Below are 14,279 nucleotides of genomic sequence, written 5' to 3'. Positions count from 1 at the left end.
CCCACGACGACAGCTGACCCACGACGTCAGCTGACGTCCCCACCGAGTAATTCCTCGGCGGGAGAGGGGGACGTCGGCTGCTGTCGTGGGAGTAGGGATAATCGACCGGGTACTCGACGCGTGTCGTGATCAGGAGGAGAAGTAGATGGTGTCTGGTGGATCCGGTTCGCACTCGACGGCGATCGAAGATCTACCTGGGCTCGTCGACCGTGTCGTCGCGGCCGAGCCCGACAGGACCGTCGACATCGGCGGCAATGTCGTGTCCTACGGTGCCGTCCAACTGGAGCTGACGAATCTGGATGCTGCCATGGGCGGGGTTCTCGGCGCCGACGCCCTCGTTCCGCTTGCGCTGTCGACGCTCGCTCCGGGAGCCGTCGAGTCGGCCGACGGTGGTCTGGAGTCCGTCGTCGCCGCAATCGTGAGCGACGTGCGTTCGGTTCTCGGCTCGGACTCCCTACAGACGGGTGTGGGGGAACACGTCACCTTGGCCACCCGTTTCCGCGATCGCGCGGACCGCACTCCGGACGCCGTTGCCCTCGAATTCGACGGCCGGACCCTGACGTACGGCGAATTCTCCTCTCACGTCGATCGCTTGGCTCGCCGACTCGTCGAACTGGGGGTCGGCCCCGATGTTCGAGTCGGCCTGTCCATCTCCCGCTCCGTGGACCTTGTGGTCGCGATGTACGCGATCGTCGAGGCGGGCGGCGCCTACGTCCCCATCGATCCGGGTCACCCTGCGGAGAGAATCGCCTACGTCGTCGGCATCGCCGAGCCGCTGCTCGTGCTCACCTCGTCGGGGGAGCACGTGGCGCTGCCGGACGGCATCCCGGTTCTGTCGGTGGACACCGAGCCGCTCGACGACTACTCGTCCGACCCGTTGACCGACGCCGAGCGGCCGTTCGGCCCGGCACGTCCGAGCAACACCGCCTACGTCATCTTCACCTCCGGCTCCACGGGACGACCCAAAGGTGTCGCCGTCTCGCACGAAGCAATCGTGGCGAACCTCGATTGGCGACAGGCGGCGTACCCGTTGTCCGACGCCGACGTCGTTCTGCAGAAGACACCGTTCACGTTCGACGTATCGGTGTGGGAGTTCTTCTGGCCGCTGCAGGCAGGGGCACGGTTGGTGATCGCGGCGCCGGACGGTCATCGCGACCCCGCCTACATCGCCGACACGATGCGTGCGCACGGGGTGACCACGACTCACTTCGTGCCCTCGATGTTGACGGTCTTTCTCGGCCAGTTCGACGGTTCGGACGAGCGAGACAGCCTGCCGGCACTGAAGCAGGTGTTCGCGTCCGGCGAGGCACTTCCGGCCAGCTCCGCTCGCCGGTTCCACGAGCTGTTCGACGCGGAACTGCACAACCTCTACGGCCCGACCGAGGCCGCCGTCGACGTGACCTTCCACCGGACCGACAGTGCCGACGCGGTGTCCGTTCCGATCGGATCGGCGGTGCCGCGCACCGAACTGCACGTACTCGACGAAGGCTTGAACCCGACGCCGCCCGGGGTACCGGGTGAGCTCTATCTGTCGGGTGTGCAATTGGCGCGTGGGTACCTGGGCCGCCCGGATCTGACGGCCGACCGCTTCGTCGCGAACGTGAACTCCTCGTCCGGCGAGCGGATGTACCGCACCGGCGACCTCGTGCGGTGGAACAACGACGGGGTGCTGGATTACCTGGGACGCACCGACTTCCAGGTCAAACTTCGCGGTCTGCGTATCGAGCTCGGCGAGATCGAGGCAGCGCTGCTCACGCTGGGCGAGGTTCGCCAGGCCGTGGTGGTCGTCGTCTCCGACGAGTCCGACAACGGAGTCGACGACAGATTGGTGGCGTACGTCGTCACCTCGACGGGCACGGCGGATTCCGAGCAGTTGGCGGCCGGAATTCGCGGCACGTTGCCGGACTACATGGTGCCGGCCGTGTTCGTCGCGCTCGACGAGTTTCCGCTGAACGCCAGCGGAAAGCTCGATCGTAAGGCACTTCCCGTGCCCGGCTCCGCGGACCTGGCGACCGAGTACCGCGCCCCCGAGAACGACGTCGAGCGCGCGATCGTCGCCGTGTTCGAGGACGTTCTCGGTGTCGACCGAGTAGGCGTCGACGACGATTTCTTCGCTCTGGGCGGCAACTCCCTGAGCGCGACGCGCGCGGTCGCTCGCGTCAACGCGGACTCGAAGGTCAAGGTCGACGTCCGCGGTTTCTTCGACACTCCGACGGCTGCGGGACTCGCCGCGTCGGTGGAGAGTGCCCTGGCGTCGGGAACATCGGCCACCTCCGTGCCCCTGACTCGACGTGAACGCCCCGACGTCGTCCCCCTGTCGATGGCACAGCAGCGCATGTGGTTTCTCAATCGACTGGACCCGACGTCGGCCGTCGACAACATCCCCGTCGCGATCCGGTTGTCCGGCGAATTGGACAAGGATGCGCTGACCACGGCAGTCGAGGACGTGGTCCAACGCCACGAGGTGCTTCGAACGCTGTACCCCGACACCGACGGTGTGGGCCGTCAGGTCGTCGCGGACATGGGTGACCGCACTCCGGAACTCGAGACCGTCGTCGTGAGTGAGCAGACCGTTCTGGACCGAGTCGTCGAGCTGGTGTCGGCAGGCTTCGACGTGACGTCCGAGGTTCCCGTCCGGTTGACACTGTTGGAACTGGAGTCGAGCGAACACGTACTCGTCGTGGTCGCGCATCACATTGCAGCAGACGGTTTTTCGATGGTTCCGCTCACCCGGGACATCGTGTCCGCATACGTGGCACGCACAGCAGGGGCGGCGCCGGAATGGGCGCCACTCGAGGTGCAGTACGCCGATTATTCGCTGTGGCAGCGAGAGGTACTCGGATCGGACGACGATCCGAACTCGCTCATCGCCGAACAGGAACGATTCTGGATCGGCGCACTCGCCGATAGTCCGGTCCAACTCGATCTGCCCTCGGACCGACGTCGACCGGCCGTGGCGTCGGGCCGCGGCGCGAACTACTCGGCCTTCGTCGACGCCGAGATGCGGCGCAGGGTCGAGACTTTGGCCTCGGGCCGAGGCGCTACCCCGTTCATGGTGGTGCACGCCGCACTCTCGGTGTTGCTGGCGAAGCTGTCGGGCACGTCGGACATCGTGGTCGGGACCCCGGTGGCGGGACGAGGGGAGCAGGTACTCGACGAGTTGGTCGGCATGTTCGTCAACACGTTGGTGTTGCGAGCCGACGTTCAGGACCGCCGGAGCTTCACCGAGTTGTTGAATTCCGTCCGAGACACCGATCTCGACGCCTTCGCGCACGCGGACGTACCGTTCGAGCGACTCGTCGAGGTTCTGGACCCGGCTCGGTCGCAGGCCCGTCATCCGCTCTTCCAGGTCCTCCTGGTGTTCCAGAACGTCGGTTCGACCGATCTTCGGCTCCCCGGTCTCACGGTGTCGGGCGTGGAGTTCGACACCGCTGTCGCGAAGACGGACCTGCAGGTGACCGTGTCCGATCGTGGGGACGGGTGGTCGCTCGATCTGACCTACGCCACCGATCTCTTCGACGAACCAACGGTCGCGGACATGGCGCGACGGTTCCTCCTCGTGCTGGACTCGGCCGTTTCGACGCCCGATCTGCCGGTGGCATCCGTGGACATCGTCGACGAGTCCGAGCGGACTCGGGTGCTGCACGAGTGGAATGCGACCGACCACGTCGTCGCCGACGTCACCCTGCTGGACGGGTTCCATCGGGCAGTAGCGGAGTCTCCGCACGGGCAGGCACTGCAGTTCGGTGACGAATCGCTGACGTACGCCGAGTTCGCCTCCCGTGTCGCTCGGCTCGCGCGGTACCTGCTCGGACGGGGCGTCGGTCCGGAAGTATTGGTCGCGGTTGCGATTCCACGCTCGCTCGACATGATGGTCGCGGTGTACGCGGCACTCGAGGCCGGCGGTGGGTACGTACCGATCGACCCGAGCCAGCCGGCCGAACGGAACCGGTACATTCTCGAGACCTCGCGTGCCTCCGTCGTACTGACGACGTCCGACGCCGATGTGGCCGGTGGAGTCGCCGAGACCGTTCGCCTCGACGGACTGAGTCTGTCCGAGTTGTCGGGCGCCCCGCTGTCCGACGTCGATCGCCGAGCGCCCCGAGGCGACAACGTCGCCTACGTCGTGTTCACCTCCGGTTCGACCGGCAGGCCGAAGGGCGTCGCCGTATCGCATTCGGCCGCAGCGAACCAGACAGCGTGGTTCGCGGCCGAATACGGGATCAGCAGTCAGGACTCGGTGCTTCAGAAGACGCCGTTCACCTTCGACGTCTCGGTGTGGGAGTTGTTCGTACCGCTCGCATCCGGGGCGCGACTCGTCGTCGCGATTCCGGACGGTCACCGTGATCCGGCCTATCTGGTGGATGTGGTCGAATCGGAGGGAATCACCGCGCTGTCCTTCGTGCCGTCGATGGTCGGTGCGTTCCTGGGAGAGTCGGTCGGCCGCGACCTCTCGGCTCTCCGCCTGATCCAACTGGCCGGGGAGGCCTTGCCGACCTCGACGGTGACCGCACTGTCGAAAGTGACCGACGCTTCGGTGCACAACCTCTACGGCCCAACGGAATTCACTGTTCACGCGACGGCCCGTTCGGTCTCCGGCGCGGAAGCTCCAGCTGACGCATCCGTACCCATCGGCACCCCGGTGTGGAACACGGCTGCGTACGTACTCGACGGCAGTCTTCATCCGGTACCGGTAGGTGTCGCAGGTGAGCTGTATCTGTCCGGACGGCAGATCGCGCGCGGGTACTACGGTCGACCCGATCTGACCGCCGACCGGTTCCTCGCCGATCCGTTCGGCGGCGGGAGGATGTATCGCACCGGCGACCTCGTGCGCTGGAACCAACGAGGCGACCTCGAGTACATCGGCCGAACCGATTTCCAGGTGAAGCTGCGAGGACTGCGTATCGAACTGGGCGAGATCGACGCTGTCGCCCGTACCGTTCCCGGCGTCGCGGATGCAGTTGCCGTCGTGCGCAACGACCGGATAGCGCTCTACGTCGCGTCGCCGGCGAGCGACCGTGTGGACGCGGCCGAACTGCGAGAGACGCTACGACGTGAACTGCCGTCGTACATGGTGCCGGCCGCGATCGTCGAACTCGACGAGTTCCCGGTCAATTCCGCCGGAAAGCTGGATCGTGGAGCACTACCCGAACCGCAGGTGGAAGCGGCAGAATTCCGCGCGCCGTCGACCCCCGTCGAGGAGATCGTCGCGAGCGTGTTCGGTGAGGTGCTGGGGGCCGAACGGGTAGGAGTCGACGACGATTTCTTCGCGCTCGGCGGAAACTCGTTGATCGCCACACGAGTCGTGTCACGGCTGGGTGCTGCGCTGAACACGACGGTTCCGGTTCGACTGATGTTCGAAACCTCGACCGTCGCAGCCCTGGCGACACGAATCGAGAGCGAGGCAAGCGGTGGGGCACGGGTACCTCTCGTCCCGCGTCCGCGGCCCGATCGTGTGCCACTGTCCCTCGCGCAGCAGCGCATGTGGTTTCTCAACCGACTGGACACGGAGTCGGCGGTCAACAACATCCCGGTCGCGATCCGGTTGTCCGGCCTGCTGGACAGACATGCACTGCACGTCGCGGTCGCCGACGTACTGGCCCGCCACGAATCTCTGCGGACGGTGTACCCAGAGGTGGACGGGGTGGGCAGCCAGGAAGTCGTGCCGACCCGCGCTGTCATCCCCGACCTCGCCCCCATCCCGATAGACGCCGACGAGCTTCCGGCAGCGATCGAGGAGACCGTGCTCGCCGGTTTCGACGTCACCGGGCGAGCGCCGTTCCGCGCGAGCCTGTTCGAGGTGTCGTCGACCGAGCACGTTCTGGTGTTCGTCGTCCATCACATCGCCGCGGACGGGTACTCGCTCGGTCCGCTGACGCGAGACGTCGTCCGGGCCTACACCGCACGCGCGGCAGGGCTGGACACCGATTGGGAACCACTTGCCGTCCAGTACGCCGACTACACGCTCTGGCAGCGGGAAGTGCTCGGCTCCGAGGACGATCCGAATTCGATCATCTCCGCGCAGAAGGATTACTGGCAGAGCGCGCTCGCCGGGCTCCCTGCTCAGTTGGATCTGCCGTTCGACCGTCGCCGTCCGGCCGTGGCGAGCAATCGCGGTCGAACCCACCGATTCGAGGTCTCCGGCGAGCTTCGCGCGTCCGTGGAACGGACCGCGCAGGAGCACCGAGCCACTCCGTTCATGGTGGTGCACGCTGCGTTGTCCGTCCTGCTCGCACGACTGTCGGCAACGTCGGACATCGCCATCGGTGCGCCCATCGCCGGCCGCGGCGACGCAGCGCTGGACGACATGATCGGTATGTTCGTCAACACCCTCGTCCTGAGAACGGACGTGGATACCGCGGCATCCTTCGAGGACCTGCTCGACACGGTGCGCCGCACGGATCTCGCGGCATTCGCCAACGCCGATTTACCGTTCGAACGCCTCGTGGAGATACTCGATCCGGCTCGGTCCGCGGCGCGTCACCCACTCTTTCAGGTAGCGCTCTTCTTCCAGAATCTCGGCCGATCCTCGTTGGAGCTGCCGAATCTGTCCGTGTCGGCAGTCGACTTCGACGCCGGGATCGCCAAGTTCGATCTGCAGGTCGCGGTCAGTGAGCCGGTCGACGGCAATGGATGGTCCGTCGAATTCGCTTACGCAACCGACCTTTTCGATCCGGCGTCCGTCGAGACGCTCGAACGGCGATTCCTCCGCGTTCTCGAGCAGATCACCGACGAGCCGACGGTGATCGTCGGCGATATCGAACTGGTCGCTGCGGACGAGGCGGAGCTGCTCGTTGCCGGATGGAACGAGACCGGACGAACCGTCGACGATGCGATGCTGCTCGACCGGTTCGCCGACGCCGCGCGCGAGACACCGAACGCCGTCGCGGTGGTGTACGAGGACGACTCTCTGACGTACGGCGAATTCGCCGCGAGGGTGGACGAACTCGCGCGCGTGCTGGTGGACGCAGGCGCGGGGCCCGACGCTTTGGTCGCCATCGCGATGCGCCGATCGATCGACCTGGTCGTCGGAATGTATGCGGTGCTGCGTGCGGGCGCAGGCTTCGTCCCCATCGACCCCGATCACCCGGTGGAGCGAATCGACTACATACTCGGTGCCGCACAACCGGTCTGCGTCCTCGTGCGCGGTCGGGACCTGTTCACACCTCCCGGGGCCGTCCGAGCGATCGACGTGGACTCCGCGGCGGCCGAGTTCCGGGGCGGCAAGGACGTGGTCCTGCCGCGTTCTCGTGCGTCTGCCGAGTCCGTCGCATACGTGATCTTCACGTCCGGGTCCACCGGCCGTCCCAAGGGCGTAGCGGTGAGTCACCGCGCGATCGTGAACCAGATGGAATGGATGCAGTCCGAGTACTCGCTCGACGCGTCGGACGTGTATCTGCAGAAGACCGCGACGACGTTCGACGTCTCGCTCTGGGGATTCTTCCTTCCGCTGAGAGTGGGAGCACAACTGGTGCTCGCCACCCCCGATGGTCATCGCGACCCCCGCTACCTCGCCGAGGTGATCTCGCAGCGACACGTGACGGTCACGGACTTCGTTCCCACGATGCTGTCGGTGTTCGCATCGGCGGTAGGACGTGCGGCGCTTCGGTCCGTGCAGCAGATCTTCGTCATCGGTGAAGCTCTTCCCGGAGAAGCGGTCCGTGACTTCGCGCGAGTCTCGGACGCGCGGGTGCACAACCTGTACGGCCCCACCGAGGCGGCCGTGTCGATCACGTACGCGGACGTGACCGACACCGCGATCGGCTCGGCTGTCACCATCGGGCGACCCGAGTGGAATTCCGCTGTCTACGTGCTCGATTCACGACTCCGGCCGGTCCCGGTCGGAGTTCCGGGCGAGCTCTACCTTGCCGGCGTCCAGCTTGCGCGTGGCTACCACGGTCGAGTCGACCTGACGGTCGATCGATTCGTGGCCAATCCGTTCGTGTCTCGCTCGTCCTCGGCGAGCAGCCGGATGTATCGGACGGGCGACCTCGTGGTGTGGCAATCCGACGGCACGCTCGAGTACATCGGTCGCACCGATTTCCAGGTCAAGTTCCGTGGGCAACGTATCGAGTTGGGTGAAATCGAGGCCGCGCTCGCTGCCCACCCGCGGGTGGGCTTGTCCGCCGCTGCGGTGGTGCAGACGAACACCGGTGACCAACTCGTCGGATACGTCGTTCCTGCGTCCGCCGAGGACACCGACATCGACATCGACGAACTGCGCGATTCGCTTGCCGAGGCGCTGCCTCGCTACATGATTCCCGGTGCGATCCTCACGCTCGACGAGTTCCCGTTGAACACCTCCGGCAAGCTGGACCGGAAGGCGCTTCCCGCCCCGACGGTCCATGCCACGCAGTTCCGAGCACCTCGCACACCGATCGAGGAGATCGTCGCAGACGTCTTCGCGGACGTACTCGGTCTCGAACGGGTGGGTCTCGACGACGACTTCTTCGAATTGGGCGGCAACTCGCTCGTTGCGACTCAGCTCGTGTCCAGACTCGGAGTCGCCCTGGACAGTCGAGTTCCGGTGCGCATGGTCTTCGATGCGTCTTCGGTCGAATCCCTTGCGGCACGCGTGGAGTCGGGCTCCGGCGCCCGCCCCGCTCTGACCCCTTGCCCGCGACCGGACCGCATTCCGCTGTCGCCTGCGCAACAGCGTATGTGGTTCCTGAACCGTCTGGAGCCCGAGTCGGCGGTGAACAACATCCCGGCGGCGGTGCGATTGAGCGGTGCACTCGACGTCGATGTGTTGCGTGCAGCGATCGACGATGTCGTCGCTCGCCACGAAAGTCTGCGCACGGTGTACCCGGAATCTTCCGGAACCGGAATCCAGGTGGTCCTTCCTGCCACGGCTGTTCGACCGGACTTCCGGGTGGAGCAGGTCTCCGAGGCCGACGTGGTCTCTGCGGTGACCACGATCGTGTCCGAAGGATTCGACGTCACCCGGTCGGTGCCGGTTCGAATTCGGCTGCTGGACCTCGGCGATGACGAGTACGTGCTGGTCGTCGTCGCCTATCACATTGCGGCCGACGGCTTCTCGATGATGCCGTTGATCCGAGACGTGGTGACGGCCTACGTGGCGCGCGGAGCAGGCGACGAGCCGGGATGGTCGCCCCTGCCGGTGCAGTACGCGGACTACACGTTGTGGCAGCGCGAAGTACTGGGGTCCTCGGACGATCCGACGTCACCCATGGCTGCCCAGGAACGGTACTGGCTCGAACGGTTGCGTGATGCTCCGGACGAGCCGGCACTACCGGTCGATCGTTCCCGTCCCGCCGTGGCCAGTGGGCGGGGTGCCGCCCACCGCTTCACCATCGACGCGAAGACGGTGGCAGCCATCGATTCCGTGGCAACCCGTGCCGGCGTGACTCCGTTCATGGTGGTGCACGGTGCGCTGGCCGTGTTGTTGTCGCGGGTGTCCGGTGAATCCGACGTGGTGGTGGGCACTCCGATCGCCGGTCGCGGTGAAGCCGAGCTCGACGACGTGATCGGAATGTTCGTCAACACGTTGGTGCTTCGAACGCCGGTGGCAGGAACCTCGACGTTCGTCGACCTGTTGAAGGTCGTCCGCGAAACGGACCTGTCCGCCTTTGCACACGCGGACGTTCCCTTCGAGCGTGTCGTCGAGGTTCTCGATCCACCGCGAGTCGGTGGACGACACCCGTTGACCCAGGTGCTGCTCACGTTCCAGAACTTCGCATCCACCTCGTTCTCGCTACCCGGTCTGAAGGCATCGTCGATCGACTTCGACGCCGCGGTGGCCAAGATGGACCTTCAGGTAACTGTCGGGGAGCCCACTGCAGGCCTCGACGGCGCACCGGTCCGTGAGGCCGAAATCGTCTACGCCACCGACTTGTTCGACGCGTCGACGATCGAACTACTCACCGCGCAGTTCGTCACGGTGCTCGGTGCGGTCGCGGCTGATCCTTCGGTCGTCGTCGGTGATATCGACCTCGTCGACGACGCGGAGCGAAGCCGATTGCTGGTGGAGCTGAACTCGACCGATCACGATCTGGATCCGTCGGCGACGCTGGTCTCGATGTTCGAGTCACGCGTGTCGATCTCGCCGAATGCAGTGGCGTTGACCTACGAAGGCGAGGCCGTCGCATACGGAGAACTCGACTCGCGTGCCAACCGCCTCGCGCGGTACCTCGTCGAGCGCGGCGTCGGTCCGGGCGGAACGGTGGCAGTAGCGGTCGGCCGGTCGATCGAGCTCATGGTCGGCATCTACGCGGTGCTGAAGGCAGGGGCCGCGTACGTTCCGGTCGATCCGTCGCAGCCGACCGAGCGAATCTCCTACATCCTCGACACTGCGGCCACCGCGCTGACCCTGACGACGACGCGTGATCGCGGAGAACTCGCGGGCGACGACGTGGTCGTGCTGGACGACGTGGACACGACCGTCCACCCCGACCGTCCCCTCACCGACGCCGAGCGCACGGGAGCACTCACGCCTCGGGATCCCGCGTACGTTCTGTTCACCTCCGGTTCCACCGGAAAGCCCAAGGGCGTCGTCGTCGAGCACCGTTCGATCGTCAACCGTCTGGTGTGGATGCAGGACGAGTACGAGCTGACGGTGGACGACACCGTGGTGCAGAAGACGCCGACGACGTTCGACGTGTCCGTGTGGGAACTGTTCTGGCCGTTGCAGATCGGCGCTCGACTGGTGATCGCACGGCCGGACGGGCACCGTGATCCGAAGTACGTCGCAGAGCTGATCGCCGCGGAACGCGTGAGCGTGGCGCACTTCGTTCCGTCGATGCTCGGGGTGTTCGCCGCCGAGCCGTCTGCGGCGTCGGACAGGTCTCTGCGGATCGTGTTCTCGTCAGGTGAAGCCTTGCCGACGTCGACGGCGCGTGCTCTCGCCGAGGTTCTTCCGTCCACCCGATTGGTGAACCTGTACGGACCGACGGAAGCGGCTGTCGACGTCACCTTCCACGAGGTCTCCGAAGCTGATATCGCCGCCGTCCCGATCGGTCGACCGGTCCACAACACGCAGGTGTACGTTCTCGACGCGCGACTGAACGCGGTCGGCGTCGGCGCGGTCGGCGAGTTGTATCTCGGTGGCGTGCAACTGGCGCGCGGATACTCGTCCCGCCCCGATCTCACCGCGGACCGATTCGTCGCGAACCCGTTCGGCGTCGACGGCGCGCGGCTCTACCGCACCGGCGACCTCGTGCGGTGGAACTCCGCCGGCGAGATCGAGTACATCGGACGGTCCGACTTCCAGGTCAAACTGCGCGGATTGCGCATCGAACTCGGAGAGATCGAATCCTCTGTGCTGCAATCGGATTCGGCTGGACAGGCGGTCGTTCTGGTCCGTGGTGACCGGCTGGTCGCCTACGTCGTTCCCGCAGCAGGTCGAGTCGTCGACGTGGACGCGATCCGGCGCACCGTCGCGGAGTCGCTGCCCGAGTACATGGTGCCCGCGGCGTTCGTCGTGCTCGACGAGTTCCCCCTCGGCTCAGCGGGCAAGCTCGACCGCAAGGCGCTGCCGGACCCGGCGCCCCAGCTGTCGGAGTTCCGTGAACCGACGTCCGAGGCTCAGGTCACGGTTGCCAGTGTCTTCACCGAGGTCCTGGGGCTCGAACGGGTCGGTCTCGACGACAACTTCTTCGACCTCGGCGGCAACTCGCTCATCGCTACCCAGGTCGTGTCCCGCGTCGGCGCGGCGCTCGATGCGTCGATTCCGGTCAGAACACTGTTCGATTTCTCGACGGTCGAATCCTTCGCCGCCGCAGTCGAGAGTCTGGCCGGCACGGGTAGCCGGGCACCTCTGGTCGCGACCGAGCGTCCGGCGAGGCTGCCGCTGTCGCTGGCGCAGCAGCGGATGTGGGTGCTGAGCACCATCGACCCGGAGTCGAGCGCGTACAACATCCCCCTCGCGGTGCGTTTGACCGGCGAGCTGAACCAGGATGCGCTCGCCGCGGCGATCGGCGATGTCGTCGCTCGCCACGAAACGCTGCGTACGACCTACCCGTCGGACACCGACGGTCCGGAGCAGAAGATCCTGTCACCGCAGGAGGTCGTGTTCGACCTGCGTCCCACAGTCGTCGACGGTGAAGAAGAGGCGTTCGAGGCAGTCGCCCAGCTGGTTCTCGGAGGATTCGACGTCGCGGCGACGGTACCGGTTCGTGTGGGGTTGGTTCAGCTGAGCCCGACCGAGCACGTGCTTGCCCTCGTCGTCCATCACATCTCCGCCGACGGCGCCTCGATTGCGCCGCTCGCCCGGGATGTCATGGTGGCCTACTCGGCCCGGACGCAGGGCACCCCACCGATGTGGACTGCGCTCCCCGTGCAGTACGCGGACTTCGCACTGTGGCAACGCCAGGTGCTCGGCGACACGACCGTTGGGGGATCGCCGGCGTCGACACAGCTCGACTACTGGAAGCAGACCCTCTCGGGAATTCCGGAGGCTGTCGATCTACCGACCGACCGTCCGCGTCCGCCGACCCAGTCGATGCGAGGGCACTCGACGCCGTTCCATGTCGACCCCGCGGCGCAAGCAGGATTGATCGACTTCGCGCGCGATCGTGGCACCTCGCTGTTCATGATCGTGCACGCTGGTCTGGCTGTTCTTCTCGGCCGTCTCAGCGGCAGCAGCGACATCGTCGTCGGAACCCCGGTGGCGGGACGCGGAGCCGCCGAACTCGACGATCTCGTGGGCATGTTCGTCAACACCCTCGCGCTGCGCACCCACGTCGACTTCGGTGGAACGTTCTCCGGTCTGGTCGACGACGTGCGGACGGTCGACCTCGGTGCATTCGGCAACGCCGACCTGCCGTTCGAGGAGATCGTCGACGCCGTCGTCCCCGCACGGTCTCAGGCACGCCACCCGATCTTCCAGGTTGCCTTGTCGTTCCAAAATCTCGAACGGGTGAAGTTGGAACTGCCGGGACTGTCGGTGGAAGGCCTGGAAGCGGGGGAGCTCGGCGCGAAGTTCGACCTGCAGTTCACCGTCGAGTCCAGGATGGACGACGCCGGCGAACCTGCCGGACTGTTCGGCTCGCTGCTGTACGCCACCGACCTGTTCGACGAGCAGACTGCGGCGTCGTTCGCAGACCGGCTGACGCGCATCCTCAAGGCTGTCGCGTCGGATCCGTTCGTGATCGTCGGTGATATCGAGATCATGTCCGACGAGGAAAGAGCTCGAACCGACGCGCAGACGACCTCGGCTGGGGCGAACGACGCCACGGCCGTCGCCGTCGAACGGTCGCTGCCGCAGGTGATCGGATCCGTGGTCGAGCTCGATCCGGAGGCTCCCGCGGTCGTGGACAACGGTGACGAGATGTCCTACATCGACATCGAAGGACGGTCGTCCGCGCTGGCGCGTGTCCTGGTCGACCGCGGTGTCGGGCCCGGTGATCGCGTGGTCGTCGACGTCGCGATGTCGGTGGACTGGGTAGTGACCGTGCTTGCGGTCGTGTTCGCGGGTGCCGCCGTGGTGGTGTCGGAGGCGGACACACCCGCATCGGTACTCGGCACGAGCGCGGATGCGACGTGGGTGATCGGCACCTCGGCGTCGGACATGGCAGTGTCCCAGAAGAGTGACGGTGCGCAGCTCGTTGCGCTCGACGATTCCGCAGTGTCCGAGGCCGTGCAGTCCGCATCGCGTCGACCGATTGCGTACTCTGCGCGCACTCGACTGCTCGCCGTCGACGACGCGGCTGTCGTCGTGGTCGACGATCGAGCGACCGAGCCGTTCGTGATCGCCCAGAGTGAGTTGGTGGCGTCGTTGCTCGCCGCGGATGCACGACTGTCGATGACGTTCGAGTCACGGGTGCTCGCGGATGTCGCTGCGGGACCGCTCTGGCATCTGTCCACGCTGCTGTCGTCAGCTCTCGTCGGAGCGGCGTGGGTGGTACCTGCGGCCGACGTCTCGCTGAGCGATGCGGTCCTGGACGACTGGGTCACGCATGCGTTCGTCACCGCGGATCGAGTCGAGGAGCTGGCCGAGGAAGAGTCCGAGGACCTCCAGTTCGTCGTTCTCGTCGACGCACCGACAGAGAACGAAACCTCGGCCCGTGCGATCGGAGAGGCTCGGTTGACTGCAGGCGAACGAGCTTTCGGGCGCCACTAGGGAGCGGTCTCGGCCCGGCCGGGCGGACCTTACCGCGCAGTAACGTCGTCCGCTCGGCAATCGATGAACGGTGGGGTACGCAATCTGCGGTGCCGAGTGCATCGAACCACCTGTAGTTCGCATACCGGTGTGGATGTAACCGAGCTTCGGCCCCAGGGCCGAGCGTCGATCGAGGGGGCGAAACGGAACGTGTACGTGC

At 66.1% G+C, this 14,279-nt stretch carries 1 protein-coding gene; it reads left to right on the top strand.

Translation table 11 applies throughout. The features are described from left to right. Positions 1 to 145 precede the first annotated feature (145 nt). The gene (locus CH290_RS25480; protein WP_094620674.1) at positions 146 to 14,080 is read left to right on the top strand and encodes a non-ribosomal peptide synthetase; all 13,935 of its coding nucleotides are present in this window, start codon (positions 146 to 148) and stop codon (positions 14,078 to 14,080) included. The last annotated feature ends 199 nt before the right edge of the window (positions 14,081 to 14,279 follow it).

Origin of the sequence: Rhodococcus sp. 06-156-4 (genome assembly GCF_002259345.1) — a bacterium.
Lineage (GTDB): Bacteria > Actinomycetota > Actinomycetes > Mycobacteriales > Mycobacteriaceae > Rhodococcoides > Rhodococcoides fascians_E.
The sequence above is the reverse complement of the archived record's forward strand: the minus strand, read 5'-3'. Positions and strand labels throughout refer to the sequence as shown.

What these genes read in the sequence shown, in the direction of transcription:
- CH290_RS25480 (WP_094620674.1), top strand. Translation starts at nt 146, where the DNA reads ATGGTGTCTGGTGGATCCGGTTCGCACTCGACGGCGATCGAAGATCTA.